The sequence below is a fragment of the Bacillus methanolicus genome (genome assembly GCF_028888695.1).
In the GTDB taxonomy this organism is placed as follows: Bacteria; Bacillota; Bacilli; order Bacillales; family Cytobacillaceae; genus Bacillus_Z; species Bacillus_Z methanolicus_B.
This window is the reverse complement of the sequence record NZ_PNFF01000002.1, coordinates 129,010-147,637: the sequence shown is the minus strand read 5'-3', so window position 1 is coordinate 147,637 and position 18,628 is coordinate 129,010. Positions and strand designations below refer to the sequence as shown.

General features: G+C 38.6%; 20 protein-coding genes and 4 pseudogenes. All 24 read left to right on the top strand.

Going from position 1 to position 18,628, the window contains the following annotated elements; translation table 11 throughout:
* Nucleotides 1-6 precede the first annotated feature (6 nt).
* Nucleotides 7-2,487: a hypothetical protein gene (locus tag C0966_RS12485; RefSeq protein WP_274855996.1), complete on the top strand. Its 2,481-nt coding sequence runs from the start codon at nt 7-9 to the stop codon at nt 2,485-2,487.
* On the top strand, nt 2,484-2,780 hold the full coding sequence (locus tag C0966_RS12480; protein ID WP_274855995.1) for an EscU/YscU/HrcU family type III secretion system export apparatus switch protein: 297 nt from the start codon (nt 2,484-2,486) through the stop codon (nt 2,778-2,780). The genes C0966_RS12485 and C0966_RS12480 overlap by 4 nt, the downstream gene beginning before the upstream one ends.
* Before the next feature lie 85 nt (nt 2,781-2,865).
* The gene (gene fliS / locus C0966_RS12475; protein WP_274855992.1) at nt 2,866-3,318 is read left to right on the top strand and encodes a flagellar export chaperone FliS; all 453 of its coding nucleotides are present in this window, start codon (nt 2,866-2,868) and stop codon (nt 3,316-3,318) included.
* Nucleotides 3,319-3,322: 4 nt separating this feature from the next.
* Entirely contained in the window at nt 3,323-5,128 is a 1,806-nt protein-coding gene (locus C0966_RS12470; protein WP_274855990.1) for a flagellin, read from the top strand.
* An 85-nt stretch (nt 5,129-5,213) separates the two neighbouring features.
* Complete coding sequence (locus C0966_RS12465) at nt 5,214-5,651, top strand: YaaR family protein (RefSeq protein WP_274855988.1); 438 nt, start codon at nt 5,214-5,216, stop codon at nt 5,649-5,651.
* Between the two features lie 106 nt (nt 5,652-5,757).
* Nucleotides 5,758-6,234 (top strand): flagellar protein FlgN, encoded by a 477-nt coding sequence (locus C0966_RS12460; RefSeq protein ID WP_274855986.1) that lies wholly within the window; start codon nt 5,758-5,760, stop codon nt 6,232-6,234.
* Nucleotides 6,235-6,263: 29 nt separating this feature from the next.
* Nucleotides 6,264-7,931 carry a flagellar hook-associated protein FlgK gene (gene flgK / locus C0966_RS12455; protein WP_274855985.1) on the top strand — a complete coding sequence of 556 codons (1,668 nt, stop codon included), beginning with the start codon at nt 6,264-6,266 and terminating at the stop codon, nt 7,929-7,931.
* Between the two features lie 15 nt (nt 7,932-7,946).
* Entirely contained in the window at nt 7,947-8,831 is an 885-nt protein-coding gene (gene flgL / locus C0966_RS12450; RefSeq protein WP_274855984.1) for a flagellar hook-associated protein FlgL, read from the top strand.
* Nucleotides 8,832-8,939: 108 nt separating this feature from the next.
* Nucleotides 8,940-9,503 carry a DUF6470 family protein gene (locus tag C0966_RS12445; RefSeq protein ID WP_274855983.1) on the top strand — a complete coding sequence of 188 codons (564 nt, stop codon included), beginning with the start codon at nt 8,940-8,942 and terminating at the stop codon, nt 9,501-9,503.
* A gap of 38 nt (nt 9,504-9,541) precedes the next feature.
* Nucleotides 9,542-9,982 carry a flagellar assembly protein FliW gene (gene fliW / locus C0966_RS12440; RefSeq protein ID WP_274855980.1) on the top strand — a complete coding sequence of 147 codons (441 nt, stop codon included), beginning with the start codon at nt 9,542-9,544 and terminating at the stop codon, nt 9,980-9,982.
* A gap of 4 nt (nt 9,983-9,986) precedes the next feature.
* Nucleotides 9,987-10,214, top strand: a complete 228-nt coding sequence (gene csrA, locus C0966_RS12435; RefSeq protein ID WP_274855978.1) for a carbon storage regulator CsrA — start codon at nt 9,987-9,989, stop codon at nt 10,212-10,214.
* 201 nt (nt 10,215-10,415) lie between these two features.
* Nucleotides 10,416-10,622 (top strand): annotated as a pseudogene (locus tag C0966_RS12430) (flagellin); the annotation flags it as partial.
* A gap of 275 nt (nt 10,623-10,897) precedes the next feature.
* Nucleotides 10,898-11,047, top strand: a pseudogene (locus C0966_RS18670) (flagellin); the annotation flags it as partial.
* A 573-nt stretch (nt 11,048-11,620) separates the two neighbouring features.
* Nucleotides 11,621-11,764: pseudogene (locus C0966_RS18665) on the top strand (flagellin); the annotation flags it as partial.
* A 358-nt stretch (nt 11,765-12,122) separates the two neighbouring features.
* Nucleotides 12,123-12,236 (top strand): annotated as a pseudogene (locus C0966_RS12420) (flagellin); the annotation flags it as partial.
* Nucleotides 12,237-12,300: 64 nt separating this feature from the next.
* Entirely contained in the window at nt 12,301-12,579 is a 279-nt protein-coding gene (locus C0966_RS12415; protein WP_274855976.1) for a hypothetical protein, read from the top strand.
* 364 nt (nt 12,580-12,943) lie between these two features.
* Nucleotides 12,944-13,159 (top strand): hypothetical protein, encoded by a 216-nt coding sequence (locus tag C0966_RS12410; RefSeq protein WP_274855975.1) that lies wholly within the window; start codon nt 12,944-12,946, stop codon nt 13,157-13,159.
* Nucleotides 13,160-13,487: 328 nt separating this feature from the next.
* Nucleotides 13,488-13,850 (top strand): flagellar protein FlaG, encoded by a 363-nt coding sequence (flaG, locus tag C0966_RS12405; RefSeq protein WP_274855973.1) that lies wholly within the window; start codon nt 13,488-13,490, stop codon nt 13,848-13,850.
* A gap of 14 nt (nt 13,851-13,864) precedes the next feature.
* Nucleotides 13,865-15,457, top strand: a complete 1,593-nt coding sequence (locus tag C0966_RS12400; RefSeq protein ID WP_274855972.1) for a flagellar hook-associated protein 2 — start codon at nt 13,865-13,867, stop codon at nt 15,455-15,457.
* A 72-nt stretch (nt 15,458-15,529) separates the two neighbouring features.
* Nucleotides 15,530-15,931 (top strand): flagellar export chaperone FliS, encoded by a 402-nt coding sequence (gene fliS / locus C0966_RS12395; protein WP_274855971.1) that lies wholly within the window; start codon nt 15,530-15,532, stop codon nt 15,929-15,931.
* Nucleotides 15,931-16,272, top strand: a complete 342-nt coding sequence (locus C0966_RS12390) for a flagellar protein FliT (RefSeq protein ID WP_274855970.1) — start codon at nt 15,931-15,933, stop codon at nt 16,270-16,272. Before fliS (C0966_RS12395) ends, C0966_RS12390 begins: the two co-directional genes overlap by 1 nt.
* Before the next feature lie 258 nt (nt 16,273-16,530).
* On the top strand, nt 16,531-17,085 hold the full coding sequence (gene hpf / locus C0966_RS12385) for a ribosome hibernation-promoting factor, HPF/YfiA family (RefSeq protein ID WP_274855968.1): 555 nt from the start codon (nt 16,531-16,533) through the stop codon (nt 17,083-17,085).
* Nucleotides 17,086-17,420: 335 nt separating this feature from the next.
* On the top strand, nt 17,421-17,996 hold the full coding sequence (locus C0966_RS12380) for a chromate transporter (RefSeq protein ID WP_274855964.1): 576 nt from the start codon (nt 17,421-17,423) through the stop codon (nt 17,994-17,996).
* Entirely contained in the window at nt 17,993-18,526 is a 534-nt protein-coding gene (locus C0966_RS12375) for a chromate transporter (protein WP_274855963.1), read from the top strand. Before C0966_RS12380 ends, C0966_RS12375 begins: the two co-directional genes overlap by 4 nt.
* The last annotated feature ends 102 nt before the right edge of the window (nt 18,527-18,628 follow it).

Below are 18,628 nucleotides of genomic sequence, written 5' to 3'. Positions count from 1 at the left end.
GAAGGAATGCAAGTAACAAACGAACCGAAGTTCGCATCATATGTCCAAAATGACAAGCCTCTTTTAATTAAAGAATGGGAAATATTTCATGCAGTTGTGAAAGAACGGTTGCCTAATGATGAAGCAATCCTGCAAATAAAAGGCGAAGATGTAAGAGTAAAAATTCAGGGGCATCTTCCCCTAAATGGAAAAGTTGTTATTGAAATAACTGATACAGACGAGCCAATCCCTGTTGCTAAAGTAATTTCCGAAACTAACCCGGCTTTACAGCAAATAAAGACAGGACCTTTACATTTGGCAGAAGGAATAAATCTTAGACAGCAGCTGAGGGCAGATGTGAAAAGGGCCGTCGATATTCTGATTGATAAAGGAATCCCTGTTACGAAAAATACATTCATGCAGCTAGCTTCTTTTATAGAAAAAGGATTTGGGTCGATTGAACAGAAATTGGAAACGATAGCATCTATGGCAAATAAAAGGCTCGAATTTTCGCCTGTGCAAATCAAAGCCGTACACAAAGCTCTTCATGGGACTGATTTTAGTGAAAAATTAAATGATTTAATCAGCGAAATAGCCCCTGAAAAAAAACAAAGCTCCGCCTCCAACTCATTTATGAACGAAAAAGTATTTATGGCCAGCCAATCAACCGACCTTCAAGAAAGTATAAACCAAATCCGCCGTGCTTTACAGGAATCAAAATTGGCAGAAGCTATATCACTTTTAAAAAAAATAGATTCTTCCGTTCCAGAAAATATTAAAAAACTATTCACCCAAGCGGAACAATTATATCGCGCTGGTTCACATAAAATTTTGGAAGCTGTACAATCGACGGAAATATTGAAAGATCTTAATCTTTTATCGAAAGTCAAGAATTTGATTCAACATGGGGAAAGCATTCGTGATATCGTAAATTTTCTTAGAAATCAGCTGTCTAAAGAAGTGATGGAGTCCAGCAATTTTCAGCCAAGTATAGAATACGCGCTTAAATTGGAAAATTTCGCAAAAACGAGCTTGTTAGAAAAACTTCAGTCTTTAGATGTGCAAAACGAACCAACGAAATTATCTAATCTCCAACTTGTTATCAATGCATTAAAAAAGGAACCGGACATACAAAAAATTTTTGCAATGATCAAGAATGAACTGATCTCGTCGCTGCCACATGACCAGTCATACAAGCTTAAAGCATCTTTGACAAAGGCGGTTCAATATGCCGAAACAGGCCGTGAATTAGCTTCTAGACAGGAACTAATGGCAACTATAAGTCAAATTCAAACTGAAAACATTGACCAAGCCGTTCAACAACAAGGGCATGCGCTAGCAGACATATACAAGCTAAATGAAGAGTTCATTTCTTCACTGCCAATCCAGTCAAAAGATTTCATTGTTACGTCCATTACGAAAAAGCTTTCGCAAATGGCAATTGATTTCAAAGAAGTTAAAAGGGATATTACGAAAAATCTGCAAACCTTTCAAACTCTAATTGACCAACTTAAAACTCGTGCCATCGTTCAAGCAAAGCCATTATTGGAAGCAACGATTAAACAGCTAGACAAGGCCATTTTAAAAAGCGATGCTATGCTTTATACCGACATGGAAACAGAGAAAAAACTTTTAAGAGCTAGCTCACTATTGGCAGAAGCAAAAAAGTTGCTGCAAAGGGGAGATTACGCCCAGGCTTCGAAAATCGTTCATGATGTAAAAAATACGGTAGACAAATTAATGTTTAAGCCATCAGACATACGTGTAAAACATTTCGTATCTAAACATCTCTTTCAACTTGAACAACCATCTTTGCCAAAGCAGCTCGTTTATACGATACATTCATCCATGCAGGCTGTGAAGGATGTTCCATCTGCCAGACAAGTTTATGAACATTTGAAAAATCTGGGTTTGACCTATGAAGCAGAACAGGCGCATTCATTAGTTTTAAAGGGACAAAGCCAAGAAGGATCGGATTCTTCTATAAAAGGCATATTGCTTAAACTCATTCAGTCGGATGCTGAACACCCTCTTTTACAAAAGGCAGAGCAATTAGTGACCCAGTTAACTGGGCAGCAACTGTTGAGCAAAACAGATACATCAACTCTCCAGAGTATGATGTTCACACTGCCTTTCCTATTACAAGATAAAACTGAACAAGTAAAAATATTTGTAAATTCTAAGAACGACCAGCAGAAAGTCGATTGGGAAAATTGCAGATTATATTTCTTATTGGAAACTAAGAAGCTAGGGGAAGTAGGGATTATGCTGTCCTCTGTGGACCGAACGCTTTCTATAACAATCAAAAATGACAAACCGGATTTTAAAGAAAAGATCGAGCCGCTTGCACTAAAAGCAAAGGAACGCTTGAAGGAAATCGGCTATAACATTGGAACCATTCAATTTACAAAACTTTCAAATGAAAGCGGAAAAGAAGAGCCGAAAAAACAAGTAAAACCCTTGACTTTGCCTAAGTTTACCGAGAGAGGATACGATTTTACAGTATGAGATCCCAATATTTTAATCAAAAAAATCGTAAACAAATAAACGGACCTTCTGCTGCGGTAATCCGTTTTGACGAGAATGAAGGTAGTATTCCAACTGTTGTCGCGCAAGGAAGAGGCCATTTAGCCATGAAGATCATTGAAATGGCAAAAGAACATAACATTTATATGCAAGAGGATGCAAACCTTTTGCAAAATCTATTAGACATAGATTTAGGCGAGAGTATCCCTCCGCAATTATATTCAGTTATTGCGGAAATTTTGCTTCTTGTCGAAGAAATGGAAAACAGTTATTAAAATTTGGCGTATGCGGTCGATAATTAAAATTGAAGATTCTTTAAATTTATAAAGGTCAGGTTGAAACAATCAGGGGGCAAAAATGATGGAATTTCTAACAGAAGAATTTATCTATCAAAAGAGTTCACAAGAGCTGACATCTCTTCTTTATGAGGTCTTGATCGACAATTTGAACGGTTCAATAGAGGATATAAAGAATAACAGATATATTGATGCGAATAAGAAATTGCAAAAAGTAAATGATATTTTGCACCGTTTAGGTGTGGGATTAAACTATGAAGCCGGCATTATTGCCGACCAGTTGGATGCCCTCTATAACTATATGGCCGATCGAGTCATAGAAGGAAACATGAAAAAAGATATTTCGATCATTCAAGAAGTATTATCGATTTCTGAGAGAATTGCCAGTGCTTGGAATGAAGCGATGAAAAATAAACCAAGCCATAAACAAACGCTAATTCGCAAACGAACAAGTGCATATGAGCAGCATGTTATGGTGATGGAAAGAGAAACAAACACGGTGGAAGAGGGGAAATAAAACGATGAGAATTAATCACAACATTCAAGCATTGAACGCCTACCGCAATTTATCGCAAACAATGTTTCAAACATCAAAAAGTTTAGAAAAACTCTCATCAGGCTTGCGAATTAACAGAGCAGCTGACGATGCGGCCGGACTTGCAATTTCAGAAAAAATGCGCTCGCAAATCCGAGGTTTAAACATGGCAGAAAGAAATACATTAGACGCCATCTCACTTATCCAAACAGGTGAAGGTGCTTTAGGTGAAGTACATAGTATTTTGCAAAGAATGAGAGAATTATCCGTCCAGGCAGCTAACGGAACTTTAGAGGAACAGGACCGTCAAGCGATCCAAGATGAAATCAATCAACTAACACAAGAAATCGATCGAATCGCTGACACAACCCAATTTAACCAAAAGAAACTATTTAGCGGCTCTGAAAAAGGACGTGCTTTTGCGGATATTAACTCAAGCCAGGTTAACTACACAGGAAATGGCGTATGGAAAGGTTTAGTTACAGCAATACCAACTGATCCCGCTTCAGTTGTTATCGATTTTTCAAAAGATTTTGGTGCATTAACAACTAGTGATTTAGAAGGTAAGACATTTACGATTAATGGAAAAACTTATGAAATAGATATTACAGATGGAAGTTCATCGGGCGTTACCGGAAATAATATTGCAGTAAATTTAACTACTGCTGAGTGGAAAACTATTTCAAATGATACGGATATTAAAGATAATATCAATACGTTAATGTCTAAATTAAAATCTGCAATCGAAGATAATGATGGAACATTATTTAATGTGGTCAAAGTAGATGCAGTAGATGATGCGGACCCTGGCAACGGTACAATCCAAAATGGCACATTGACGTTAACGACAAAAAACAACATGTCTCCAAAGGATGCAAAAAATATTGCAGTAAATACAGATTTCCTTGCTACGGATGGAGTTCAATTCGTAGACCCGGCTGATTCAACAACATCAGTAACAACTTTCGTTGCGAAAGAAAACGCCTTGAATGCAAATTCTTTTACAATCACATTCTCGGAAATGCCGAAAGCCGGAGATAAATTAGTAATTGATGGACTGACAATTGATTTTATCGATACAACAGCACCAGCACCTGCTTATACATCTGGAACTTCTGCACAAATTAATATTAAAGGAAAAGATATTTTTAAAGTACTTGATGAGATTAAAGGCATTTTAACTAAAGCTCAATTAGACACAACAAATGAACCAGTTAAAAATCTCGCCAATACATTTGATGTTGTTGGAACTACATTGATTTTGGGTACAACTTTTACAGAGGATACCCCTCCAGTTGGTTTGGAAATTGAATTACACGACGGTGACTTCGAAGCCAATAAAGGAAAAGATCTTTCATTAGAGTTTCAAATTGGAGCGAACAGTTCTGAATCATTGGCTGTGTCTATAAGCGTGATGGATGCAGCATCTCTTGGCATCGGGCGCAATGCTAATGGCACGCCGACAGCTCCGGGATTTAATGCACAAGCCGGTGTTGATGTGATGTCGGTAGAAGCGGCAAGAGCAGCAATTGATATTTTTGATAATGCAATTAAGCTCGTTTCGACTGAACGAAGCAAACTTGGTGCGATCCAAAACCGTTTAGAACATACAACGAACAACTTACAAACAGCGAATGAAAATTTAACATCTGCTGAATCACGTATCAGGGACCTCGATATGGCAGAAGAGATGACAAACTTTACAAGAAACAATATTTTAAACCAAGCTGGACAAGCTATGCTTGCTCAATCCAACCAGCTGCCGCAAGGAATTTTACAATTGCTGAAATAGTCTTAATTAGAGGAGTGAGTCATATAGGCTTCTCCTCTTTTCTCTTTTATAATAGCAGTAAGGAAAAATAGGTGGTGTACTTACAATGGAAGTGCAAAGAGTCTCAAAGACTGGAATAAGCCGTGTTCAAAAGAAAGAAGAAGCAGCGACAGAATCGGTCTCCTTTACTGAAGTAATGTCAAAAAAGCGTGAGAATATTTTATATGAAAAAATGACAAAAATGATGAAGGAAATCGAAGATCAAGGGAAAAAACTTTCAGAATCAAGAACGATTGAAGATTTGAAAAAATACAAGAAACTTGTGAAACAGTTTATGGAGGATGCCGTCAACAACGGTTTAAAGCTAGAAGAGCAGCGGGGATTTAACAGGCGCGGCCGCACAAAGGTCTATAAAATTGTGAAGGAAGTGGACAAAAAGCTGATCGACCTAACAAACGCCGTTTTGGAAAAAGAAAAGAAAGGGCTGGAAATTCTTAATCTTGTAGGCGAAATTCAAGGATTATTAATTAATATTTATACATAAGTCTATTAACATTCTTTGTCGTCAGCCGATAGTAAACATAGGAAAAATAAATGAATCAGTATAAAAAATACTGATTTATTTTTTTCATAGGAAGGTGGGAAATGAATTGTCAGCCCAACCGTTAATAGAAATTTTGGAAAAATTGCTAAAGCTTCACAAAAGCTTATATCAGATTGCTTTAGAAAAAACAGAAGTGATCAAGAAAGGCGACATTGAAGCCTTAAATTTGCTAATGAAAAATGAACAAACACATATAAACGCAATCACGATGATCGATAAAGAACGGGAAAAAATTCTCTCAAAACTTCTGCCGGACCGAGAAGAAACGACATTGACTGACTGTTTACCGCTGTTTCCGGAATCTGACAAGGATAAATTAGCCTCTCTGCAAAAAAAACTGACCAATCAATTGGACCAACTAAAATCAGTCAATGGACTAAATCAAGAATTATTGGAGCAGTCTTTACAATATGTTTATTTCAATTTAGATCTTTTTTTACCAAATGACTTGGAAAATTATTCAAAGGACAATGACGAAGAACCACCTTTGCCTAATTTGTCCTTGTTTGATTCAAAAGCGTAAATAGTAAGTTCAGAAATGGAGGCAAGACGATGATTTCGACTTTTCATGGATTGGAAACAGCAAAGCGCGGGATGTATACACAACAAAGTGCATTATATGTGACAGGCCATAATATTGCCAATGCCAATACACCGGGATATTCACGCCAGCGTGTCAACTTTACGCAAACAGAGCCATATCCGCCTGCATCCTTGAATCGCCCGCAAATTCCGGGTCAAATAGGTACGGGAGTAAAAGCCGGAACCATTCAACGCATGCGGGAATCTTTTTTAGACATTCAATATCGAAATGAACATAATAAGCTTGGATATTGGGAGTCCCGTGCTGAAGCGTTAAGCAAAATGGAAGACATTATGAATGAACCATCAGAAAATGGTTTATCTGCAGTCATGGGTGAATTTTGGCAATCCTTGCAGGATTTGTCTACATACCCGGAAAATGAAGGAACACGGCAAGTGGTTCTTCAGCGCGGTCAAGCAGTCGTCGATACATTTCATTATTTGCACGCTTCTTTAGACTCGATCAAAAACGACTTTGGTAATGAAATTGGCGTTAATCTTAAAGAAATCAATTCATTGCTAAAACAAATTGGTGATTTGAACAATCAAATCGGCAAAGTGGAGCCGCATGGATATTTGCCAAACGATTTATATGATCAGCGCGACCAATTAGTTGATGAATTATCAAAACATCTTAATATTAAGGTCGTTAAAACCCCTTCCGGCGGAAAGCCGCAGGACATAGCTGAAGGGCAATACAATATAAAGTTAGTCGGTGCAGACGGTGAAATTAGTTTAGTAACCGGATCTGATTATATGCAGCTTGGATTTACCGGGAATAATGGACTTTCATATGATGTTCCAAATGCAATTAAAGAAATAACTGTTTTTGATTCTGAAGGGAAAACAGCAAGTACTTCGATCAGTATTGTTGATTCAAATAGCAAAGTTGTTTTTTCTCCGGGGAAATTGCGCGGATTAATTGAATCTTACGGATATGAGACGACAAATCCAGACGGAACAAAGAGCATTAAAGGGGTTTACCCGGATATGCTTGATAATCTTGATAGACTCGCTTACACATTTGCGAATATTTTTAATGATATTCATTCAAAAGGATTTAATTTAAACGGAGAACAAGGTTCAAAAGAGTTTTTTAAACTTGCTAACGGATCAACAGTTGATTTTACGGATAAAGAAAAATATAAAGGAGCAGCAAAAGATATTTTGCTCGGAGATTTAAAGCCAAGCGACATCGCCGCATCAACGAAGGCCACAATGGATGCAAACGGGAATATTGTCAGCGTTGATGCCGGAGATGGAAAGAATGCGATCAACTTAGCCAATATAGCGAGCATGATTCTTACTAATGCAAATCAAAAATTAGAAGGGCTTTCAAACATAGATTTAACTAAATTAAGTGCGATCAGCAACGGTACGATCAACTCTTTCTACGAAGGAATGATTGGCCGGCTTGGTGTAGATTCACTGCAGGCGAACCGCCTTTCGAATAATAGTTTAGTCTTAAGCCAATCTGTTGATGAAAAACGTAAATCAGTCAGTTCTGTTTCTCTTGATGAGGAAATGACGAACTTAATAAAATTTCAGCACGCCTACAATGCCGCAGCACGGCAAATCACAGTGATTGATGAAATGCTTGATAAAATTATTAACGGCATGGGTGTAGTTGGAAGATAGGACAGGTGAATAAACATGCGCGTTACCCAATCAATGCTTTCTAATAATATGCTTCGAAATTTAAGCTCAAGTTATGAAAGATTAGCAAAATATCAAGATCAAATTTCAAGCCAGAAAAAAATTACCCGTCCATCCGATGATCCTGTTGTAGCAATGAAGGGTATCAATTATCGGCGGAATTTGCAAGAAGTGCAGCAATATAAACGAAATTTTTCCGAGGCGTATAACTGGATCGAAAACTCGGATGCCGCACTTGATAAAGCAGGACAGGCTTTGCAGCGAATTCGTGAGCTGGTCGTTCAAGCTAGCAACGATACGTATGATGAATCGCAAAGAGAATCCATCAGCAAAGAAATTGCCCAATTAAAAGAGCACTTGGTGGAAATTGCCAATACAAAAGTCGGAGACAAGTACATATTTAATGGCACTGATACACTAAACAAGCCTGTTGATGCAGATACAATTCCAATAAAAGTTTCTGCCAACAGCAATCCAGTGCAAATTGAATTGGCAAAAGGGGTTTATATTTCTGTTAATGTCAATCCTCAAGAAGTGTTTAATGAAGATCTATTTAAAGATATAGAAGGATTAACAATAGCGTTAGAGAATCCTAATACGGACGGAAAAACATTAAATCTTTTTCTCGATAAAATTGATACTAACTTAACCAATGTATTAAATGCACGTTCCGACTTAGGAGCCCGTGCAAATCGTGTCGAGCTTATGGAGGCGCGGATCGATCAGCAGGAGATTATTTCACAAAAGGTTCTTTCTGATAATGAAGATATTGATTTTGAAAAGGTCGTAACGGAACTGTTGGCACAAGAAAGCGTACATCGTGCTGCCCTTTCTGTAGGAGCGCGTATTATACAGCCGACATTAATGGACTTTTTAAGGTAAAAAAGCTATCTAGTAAGATAGCTTTTTTTATCCCGGATTAGCCCGTCCTCTATTGGAAGAAAAATAATATAAGTGGGGGAAGCTTCACTTAATAGAGAGGTGATACACATGCAATTACCGCAAATTAGGATGCAGTCAAGCTTTGCTCAAATTGAAATATCGAGAACACCACCCCAGCAGTTTATTGAACAGCCGCCTGCACAGCTTGATCTTCAGCAGCCGCAGGCCGAAATGATTATACAAAGAACACCTGGACAATTGACGATCGATCAAACAATGGCATGGGAGTCTATGGACATGAAACACATTTTCCGCCGGATTGAAGAAAATGCCCAAAAAGGATACCAAGATTTACTGAATGGTATTGCACGTATTTCCTCTGAAGGCGATGAATTAATGAGAATCGAAAATGGAGGCAGCGCCATCGCCGATCAAGCAGACCGAAACAGCAAACTCCTTAATTATGACTACAATATCGGTTTCGTGCCTCCGCCATTTAGCGTCAAAATAAACTTCCAGCCGGGCCAGCTTTTCATTCAAGCGGAACCGAAAAAAGTGATCAATCTTACAAGACCGCAAAAGCCGATCATCGATTATAAAGAAGGCGAAGTGGTGACAAGACTGAAACAGCATGCCCAATTAAACATTGATTTCATCAATTTAACGGTGTAAAGTCAAATACAAGGAATTTAAGAAAAGGATCGTGACCTATGAAAATTGAAACAAAATATCACGGTGAAGTGGAAATTTCCGAGCAGGACATATGGACATTCGAAAAGGGGATACCGGGATTCCCTGATGAGAAAAAATTTGTGGTTTTACCCCTGCCGGAAAACGACATTTATGCCATTTTGCAATCCGTCCAATCTCCATACTTAGGATTTGTTATTGTCAATCCATTTGTGTTTTTTAAAGATTACAGCTTTGAAATCGATGACACAACGATTGAACAATTAAAGATTGAGAAAGAAACAGATGTACTCGTCTACTCTATACTAACCGTTCAAGATCCTTTTGAAAAAACAACAGCCAATCTGCAAGCACCCCTTATTATGAATATTAAAAACATGCAGGCCAAACAAATTATCTTAAACGATGGCCAATATACAACAAAACACTTGATCCTGCCTGCAAAAGCAGTGAAGGGGTGAAACAATGCTGGTCCTAACAAGAAAAACTGGTGAAGCGATTCAGATCGGTGATGACATCGAAATCACCGTTCTTTCCATTAAAGGCGATCAAATCAAAATCGGCATCACCGCCCCAAAAAACATTGAAATTCACCGGAAAGAAATTTATTTGGAAATCCAAAAAGAAAACGAAAGTGCCTCAAAGGGAATTTCAGACTTGTTCTCAATTCTTTCAAAGGCGAATAACGATTGACACGGGAGCTCCGAAATGGAGCTCTTTTTGTTTTTGGCTGAAACTCCCTTGGTTTTAAAAATTTTTCAATGAAACTATTAAATATTAACAATATGAGTCGATATTAAAAGTGTAATGAGGAACATGGGGCGGCCGACCTATGATACTCAAACAATAATAGTTCACATGGATGTGAACGAAAAATTCAAGGAGGAAAAGAAAATGAGAATTAATCACAACATTGCAGCACTTAACACGTATCGTCAGTTAACAGGTGCATCAAACGCACAAAGCAAATCAATGGAAAAATTATCTTCAGGTCTTCGCATTAACCGTGCAGGCGACGATGCGGCAGGTCTAGCAATTTCTGAGAAAATGCGTGGACAAATTCGTGGTTTAGAGCAAGCCTCTCGTAACGCACAAGACGGTAAATGAGAAATGCCGCACTAAACAGTAATGTTTAGTTGAAAACTCCGTGAATTCGGTAGAACCCCAAACCAGCGATAAGTGGTTGGTGGGCAATACCGAGCCAAGCCTAATGAATCGGCAACTAGTAGTTAGGAAGGTGTGACGGTCAGGTGGTGAGGAGCCGTACCAATAACCCACCCACGAGCGCGGAGCACCCTGAAAAAGGGTGAAGATATGACCTGAACTTTATGGAAACATAAAGAAGCAGAGGATAAAAAGCCACTGCGATAACATTATTGATTTCATTAATTCAAACAGCTGAAGGTGCTCTAAACGAAACTCATGCTATTCTTCAACGTATGCGTGAATTAGCCGTACAATCTACTAGCGATACTAACACTGCTGATGACCGTTCAGAGCTTCAAAAAGAAGTTCAACAATTAAAAGATGAGATAGACCGAATCGCTAATAATACAGAGTTTAATACAAAGAAGCTTTTAAATGGAGATCTTGCTTCTAAAGCTTGGAAAGATGAAGAGGCAACTATCACTAGTAAAACTGGTGCTTTCTCTGTAACTATTTCAACAGCAAACGTTGCTGATGGTGATCCGACAACTACTGGTGTAGTATCAGCAGACGACACATTCGTTGTAAAGATTGATAAATATGATGCAACTACAGACACTTATTCATATACAATTACAAAAGAGTCAGATGGCAGTACATCTACTGGAAGTTTAACAAGCGGTGGAAGCACTACTGATTCAATTACTGTAGGCGCAGGTATTGATGTAGAAATTGACTCTACTAGTGTTAAAGTAGGAGATTCATTCACTCTAGTTACTCGTAAGGAAGAAAATACTACTGCCGCTCAAAGTAAAGCATTGACTTTCCAAATTGGTTCAAATTCAAACCAAACCTTAAGTGTTGATGTTAATGCTATGGACACAAAGGCATTACACATTAACAATGTAGACATTTCTACATCAGACCGTGCAACTGCTGCAATATCTACTATTGACCATGCAATAAAAACTGTATCAGCAGAACGTTCTAAACTAGGTGCATTCCAAAACCGGTTAGAGCACACAATCAACAACTTAGGAACATCTGCTGAAAACTTAACAGCAGCTGAATCTCGTATCCGTGACGTAGATTATGCTTTAGCTGCATAAGCAGTGACAAGCACAGTCGTCCTGGCTGGTAACGGCTAGTGATTATTATCGGGTGAATTGCTGGAAACCCCTTAGAGCTTTCTTCCCCACAACGGAGCTGGAAACGGTAAACGTGAAGGGTTGAAAAGAAGAAAGATTGGGCAATCAGCAGCCAAGCTCCTGTCTCGAAAGAGTGGAGAAGGTTCAACGACTAGGATAGACCATCTAAGGCAAAAGCTATGATGATGAAATCCGTAGGTGAAACAATGGAGTTCCAACATTGTGAATCCGAAGTGCCCGACCCCTAACAGGTGAAGCTGAGGGTGAAGATGTAGTCTAGTCATTTGTGAAAGCAAATGTTCGCACGATGGCGAAAGAAATGATGGAACAAACTAAGAATTCAATTCTATCTCAAGCAGCACAAGCTATGCTTGCTCAAGCAAATCAGGCGCCACAAGGCGTACTTCAACTGCTTCGATAATTTTGTAATACAAGAAACCTCAGGACTATTTCTGAGGTTTCTGATATTCTAAGGAGGAAACATAATGTCAAGTGGTTATATTAGCTATAAATTTATTCAAGATGGTAGATTAAAACTAGAAGCAGGAGTAGAAAATGAAGAGGTATACTATAGTAAAATCCTTACTTATGACGATGTAAAAGATAAAACAGATGAAGAAATTAACGAACTTTCAGTGGACTTGCGTATTGAAATTGAAACAGCAATTTTGGAACATAGAGGTGGAAGCTTGTTTTTGGGAGGGATGAAATTTTCAGAGTCACTTGAGAAAGCTTTGCTACATTTACAAAGTCTTGAAAATTGATGATGATACAATGGATAATCAGCAGCCAAGCTCCTGTCCCGAAAGGGTGGAGAAGGTTCAACGACTAGAGAATACGGTCTAAGGCAATTGCTATGACTATGAATCTCGTAGGGCAGCGCAAGCTGTTCGAAGTGCCCGGCTCCTTAAGGAAATCTTAAGGATGAAGATATAGTCTATTCTGTCACCGAAAGGTACAGCGGCAAAGCAAGCCAACCAACAACCACAAGGAGTTCTTCAACTTCTTCGTTAATTTTAGAATACTGGAAAGGGACTCTAGTTTTACTGGGGTCTCTCTTTTATTAATATCATAATTACTTGTGACTAATATGCTATGAATAAAATATATCAAAAGGGAGTAAATATTTTGAATTCTAAAAAATGTCCTAATTGCTTTAATGGATACATTCTTGACCCAAATTTTTCTGAGTACCAAAGAGTAGATGAAGAGATTGATAAGTTGTTTGATGGTGGTCAGTTTTCATATTATGAAGCATTTGGATATGTAACTAGGAAATATTTAGGCTCCAAAAAGAAGTGTGGAGTATGTAATGGAACAGGGCAAAAACCTGTTGATAGGTAATTTGTCTTTACAACAAAAAAAGCATATATAGTAATGATGTACATACATGTACATATTGTTAATCAAATTTAGGCTTCTCACTTCGAAGAGAAGTTTTTTTATTTTGAGAGGAGTGTTGGGGTTGAAGATTTAGATACTTTAAAATATAAGAGTTTTCAAATTTTTGGATGAGTAAATTATGCATAAAATCAAAGAACTGTAGCTGGGTAAAAAAGTTTTAATGTGGATATATGAAACTTTCCAAAAATGTTTATTCTACATTTCTATTAAGACTCAATATTTCCAACCGATATATTAAATAGATGTAAGAAGAATAGGAGGATCAGCAATGATCGAACGGATATCTTCGCAAGGCGTTTCCTATTCAGCTAGAACCTCATCCTTTGAAAAATCGGATACGCAGCTTCAAACTAAGTTGGTTAATACTGTTCAGGACGAACAGAGTTTGAATAAGAATCTAGATCAAAATAAAGATGAAGTTGAAAAGATTGTCAAAGGATTGAATGAATTTTTGCAGCCTTCCCAAACTTCAATAAAATTCGAACTCCACGAAAAATTAAACGAATACTATGTAACGGTTGTCGATGACCGCACTCACGAAGTGATTAAAGAAATTCCGTCAAAAAAGCTGCTCGATATTTACGCAGCGATGACCGAATTTCTTGGACTTGTCGTTGACAAAAAAATTTAACGGAGTGAATGTCTATGAGTAGTAATATGCGGATCGGCGGACTTGCGAGCGGGATGGATATTGACAAGCTTGTCAGTGACTTAATGAAAGCTGAACGGATGCCTCTCGATAAGCTGACGCAAAAGAAACAGTATTTGGAATGGCAGCGCGATGATTATCGGGAAATGAATACGCTGCTTCAAAGCCTTGATCAAACGATTTTTAATAATGTATATTTGCAAAAATCTTTTATCATAAAAAAAGTTTCCTCTTCAAACGAAAATGCAGTATCCGCCGTTTCCATTAGTTCCGCCTCGAACGTTTCTAACACAATTGAAGTGATGAATCTTGCTGAAGCTGCTGCCTGGAAAGCTACTGGAGATGTAAATGGTGCATCAACAACATTTGAAACTGTAAATGGAACGATAAAAGCTAAAGCGGAAACGGAACTAAAATTTAAAGTGAAAGATCCGGGCACTTCTGCGTATCGGGATGTTACATTTAAAATTTATGCCGGAGATTCCATAGACACTGTTATTTCTAGAATCAACAGCTCAGGCCTCGGAGTATCCGCAATGAGAGCGAGTATTGATATCGGAGGCGGCAATTATGCAAATCGGGTAATCTTTACGTCCAATAAAACTGGTGCCGGCGGGGAAATTGTTGCGGCTAACGCAGCTACTAATACATTCTTGAAGGATCTCGGATTTACTGTTCCGGCAACAGAAAATGTCGATACAGATTCAAGTGGATCAAATGATGGATTTTTGTTAGGAAAGGACCCAAGTAAACCCGGTGCCGATGCAACCATAAAAATAAACGGCTATCAAATGAAGCAAACATCCAATACTTTTACGATTAACGGTATCCAATACACGATTAAAGGCACAACAAACACACCGGTTACGGTTTCTACATCTACTGATGTGGATGCAATTTTTAACAGCATTAAAACGTTTGTTGATAAATATAATGAAGTCATTGAGAAAATAAACAACAAGCTAAAGGAAGAACGATACCGGGATTATCCCCCTTTGACAGATGAACAAAAAGAAGCAATGACTGAAAAACAAATTGAAAAGTGGGAGGAAAAAGCCCGCAGCGGATTGCTTCGAAATGATTCCATCCTGTCACGCGCATTAAGCTCCATGCGTATGGATTTATACACACGGGTTGGTACTGATACGGACAGCATCAATAATAATTATGACCAACTGTCTGAGATTGGCATTAAGACATCAAGCAACTATCTTGATGGAGGAAAGCTGATCATTGATGAAGCAAAGTTAAAGGAAGCAATCGAAAAAGACCCAAATGCTGTATATCAATTATTTGCAAATGATGGGGCGGATTACCAGTCAAAAGGATTGGCGCGCCGTTTGCGCGATACGTTGAAAAATTCAATGAATAACATTGTTGAAAAAGCTGGGAATACTTTAAAAACGAATAATCAGTTTAGTATCGGAAAGCTGCTGATCAATGTCGATTCGCAAATCAGCCGTTTTGAGGAAAGGCTTGCTCAAATCGAGGATCGCTATTGGCGCCAGTTCACCGCCATGGAAAAAGCAATCCAGCGTTCAAATGAACAAATGGCTTTTCTAATGCAGAGATTTGGCGGTAATTCATAAGTTTCACCTCCTGACAAGCCTCATAAATAAGCCGGCTTCATGCTAAAGCTAAACAGAAAGGAAGTGCACAAGATGGCTTTAAACAACCCATACCAATCTTATCAGCAGAACGCAGTCAACACCGCATCGCCGGGTGAGTTGACTTTAATGCTTTACAACGGCTGCTTAAAATTCATTCATTTAGCAAAAAAAGCGATTGAAGAAAAAAATATAGAGGTTAAAAATACAAATTTATTAAAAGCACAAAAGATCATCCAAGAGCTAATGGTCACCTTAAACATGGACTTTGAGATCTCTAAAAATATGATGGCCCTTTATGACTACATATATCGCCGCTTAATCGAGGCGAATGTAAAAAATGATAATGTCATCCTTGATGAAGTGGAAGGGCTTGTAACCGAGTTCCGCGATACGTGGAAACAAGTGATTCAAGTGAATCGCCAAAAGCAATATGCACAAGGCGGTCAAGCATAGTGAGTGCTGTTCAGCAATTTCACGACCTTACGGTACAGCTGATAAAGTTACTGGAAAGCAGTGCAGACCGTGATGAAAAAATCGCGAAAACAACAGAGCTGCTTGAAAAGCGACAGCAATTAATGTCAGAAATGATTCCTCCTTTTTCTAATGAAGAAAAAGAAATCGGTGCCGCCGCAATCACATTAAATAAGAAATTAAATGATCTTTTATATAAGGAAAAAATACTGATCCAAAAAGATATAAAGGAACTAAGCCGCAAGAAAGAATCAACGAACAAGTATGAGAATCCATACAATTCTTTATTGATTGACGGTATGTTTTACGATAAACGAAAATAGGTGACTACAATCTTAAATTTTCCTCCTCTGACATCAAAGAGGAGTTTTATATTATCTCATAAGTTATAGTAAGAAGATTGATTACCTATTTTGTCAATTATTCGTCAATAAATTTCATATGTTTCAGCAGGTATTTGAATGGGTAATATAGAAATGTACTTACAAACGTCTTAATCATAAGACTGAGCGGTTAATTGGGTAAGCCTTTTTGGTTTTTCAGCCTGGAGCCGCAACTGTATAGAAAAGGGGGATTCACTTATGAATTTCAAAATTCGTGGTGAAAACATTGAAGTAACTCCTGCACTACGGGAGTATGTAGAAAAGAAAATTTCCAAATTGTTACGCTATTTTACGGAAACTCCCAAAGCCAACGTACATGTAAATTTAAAAACTTATAGTGATAAATCTGCGAAAGTGGAAGTTACCATTCCAATGACTAATCTCGTACTTCGGGCTGAAGAAGTACATGAAGATATGTATGCAGCGATTGATTTGATTGCAGATAAATTGGAACGCCAAATCCGCAAACACAAAACAAAAGTGAACCGTAAATTCCGTGAAAAAGGAAATGTGAATTCTTTATTTACAACTTTAGTGGAAGAGCCGGAAGTTTCGGCAGCGGAAGAAGAAAACGAGCTTGAAATTGTCCGCCAGAAAAGCTTTGACTTAAAGCCGATGGACAGCGAAGAAGCGATCTTGCAAATGAACTTGTTGGGCCATAACTTTTTCGTGTTCACAAATGCGGAAACAAACCGGACAAACATTGTTTATAAGCGAAAAGACGGCCGATACGGCTTAATTGAAGCACAGTAAGGTTTTCGGGGAGCTGATGTTGATTGAGGATCAGCTCCCTTGTTTATTTAAAATTTCGAAATCGGCAAATAGGGGCCTTATCAATGAAACAAATCAGCTCCCTTGTTTTATATAAAAATTTCAGCGCCAGAATTTGAAGCAATGGATGAATGTTCGATTTCCTTTCTTTTACTCTCCTTATCATCGTGAGGAAAAGAAGCTGCTTAGCAAATGATGCAGCTTCTTTTTGCTTCAAAATCGTTCGGCAATAGAAATAATATCCTGTATAATGATAAGTAGCATCACCGCTTTCACTAATTTTTTCGGAAAGGGTAAAAAAAGGTGATACATATCATATGAAACAAGTGGACATTTTCATAGCGTTTTTCAGAGTCGGCATGCTTGGATACGGCGGCGGTCCTTCGTCGATCCCGCTCGTATATAAAGAAGTCGTTGATAAATACAAATGGATGGATTCAGATGAATTCGGAGAGATAGTGGCGATCGGGAATGCCCTGCCGGGACCAATCGCGACGAAGCTGGCAGGCTATATCGGTTATCGGGTCGGCGGAGTTGTCGGCATGCTGAATGCGTTAGTTGCTTCAACGTTTCCGACGATTATTCTGATGATTTTTCTATTAAACGTCTTGAATGCTTATAAAGACGAATCATGGGTAAAAGGGATGGCAGCCGCCGTGATGCCTGTGGTAGCTGTCATGCTTGCGGCTTTAACGTGGGATTATGTGAAAAAGTCGAGGGAATCAACTCTTGGCTGGGGATGGACACTCCTTTTTGTCGTTGCAAGCTTGATCTTAATGGAATTTGTCAACATTCATCCGGCCATTATTATTTTTGTGCTATTATTGGGTGCGCTTTTAAAGAAAGATTCACGTTCAGGTGATCAAGGCAAAAAGGAGAAAAGTTCAACATGATTTATTTGAAAATATTCTGGGCTTTTTTCGTGCCGGGAATTCTCGGGTATGGCGGCGGACCTGCTTCCATTCCGCTTATTGAAAATGAAGTGGTTGACCGTTATGGCTGGCTGTCCGTTCATGAGTTCAGCGAGGTGATGGCGCTCGGAAATTCGCTTCCTGGTCCGATTGCGACGAAAATGGCCGGCTATATCGGGTATGAGCAGGCCGGTGTTCTTGGAGCCGCTGTTGGCGTGTTTGCAACCGTAGCACCATCCCTCATTCTCATGCTTGCATCGCTCGGATTGCTGATGAAATTTAAGGAATCACCGAAGGTAAAAAGAATGACAATCTTCGTTCGCCCGGTGATTGCGGTACTCCTCGGGATCATGACGTATGATTTCTTATTTTCTTCTTATGAAAGCGTCGGCATTTGGCAAACCTTATTTATCGGTGTGGTCAGTTTTTTCTTAATGGAAAAATGGAAGGTCCATCCTGCTTACGTCATTGCGGGGGCGCTCGTATATGGAGGTGTTTTTTTAGGAGGCTGACCCACTGGGTTCCGTCTCAGTTACATTGTAGAAACATTGATCATGTTTTAAGGGGTGCCCGGCTCTCAGTTTTGTGTCAGCCCTTATTTATGTTTTATTTTA

Bases quoted from the DNA above. Each gene is read 5' to 3' on its own strand.
- C0966_RS12465 (WP_274855988.1), top strand. From the start codon at position 5,214: ATGGAAGTGCAAAGAGTCTCAAAGACTGGAATAAGCCGTGTTCAAAAG.
- C0966_RS12380 (WP_274855964.1), top strand. From the start codon at position 17,421: ATGAAACAAGTGGACATTTTCATAGCGTTTTTCAGAGTCGGCATGCTT.
- C0966_RS12375 (WP_274855963.1), top strand. From the start codon at position 17,993: ATGATTTATTTGAAAATATTCTGGGCTTTTTTCGTGCCGGGAATTCTC.
- flaG (WP_274855973.1), top strand. From the start codon at position 13,488: ATGATCGAACGGATATCTTCGCAAGGCGTTTCCTATTCAGCTAGAACC.
- flgK (WP_274855985.1), top strand. From the start codon at position 6,264: ATGATTTCGACTTTTCATGGATTGGAAACAGCAAAGCGCGGGATGTAT.
- fliS (WP_274855992.1), top strand. From the start codon at position 2,866: ATGGAATTTCTAACAGAAGAATTTATCTATCAAAAGAGTTCACAAGAG.
- C0966_RS12480 (WP_274855995.1), top strand. From the start codon at position 2,484: ATGAGATCCCAATATTTTAATCAAAAAAATCGTAAACAAATAAACGGA.
- flgL (WP_274855984.1), top strand. From the start codon at position 7,947: ATGCGCGTTACCCAATCAATGCTTTCTAATAATATGCTTCGAAATTTA.
- C0966_RS12415 (WP_274855976.1), top strand. From the start codon at position 12,301: ATGTCAAGTGGTTATATTAGCTATAAATTTATTCAAGATGGTAGATTA.
- C0966_RS12445 (WP_274855983.1), top strand. From the start codon at position 8,940: ATGCAATTACCGCAAATTAGGATGCAGTCAAGCTTTGCTCAAATTGAA.
- C0966_RS12470 (WP_274855990.1), top strand. From the start codon at position 3,323: ATGAGAATTAATCACAACATTCAAGCATTGAACGCCTACCGCAATTTA.
- fliS (WP_274855971.1), top strand. From the start codon at position 15,530: ATGGCTTTAAACAACCCATACCAATCTTATCAGCAGAACGCAGTCAAC.
- fliW (WP_274855980.1), top strand. From the start codon at position 9,542: ATGAAAATTGAAACAAAATATCACGGTGAAGTGGAAATTTCCGAGCAG.
- csrA (WP_274855978.1), top strand. From the start codon at position 9,987: ATGCTGGTCCTAACAAGAAAAACTGGTGAAGCGATTCAGATCGGTGAT.
- C0966_RS12485 (WP_274855996.1), top strand. From the start codon at position 7: ATGCAAGTAACAAACGAACCGAAGTTCGCATCATATGTCCAAAATGAC.
- C0966_RS12400 (WP_274855972.1), top strand. From the start codon at position 13,865: ATGAGTAGTAATATGCGGATCGGCGGACTTGCGAGCGGGATGGATATT.
- hpf (WP_274855968.1), top strand. From the start codon at position 16,531: ATGAATTTCAAAATTCGTGGTGAAAACATTGAAGTAACTCCTGCACTA.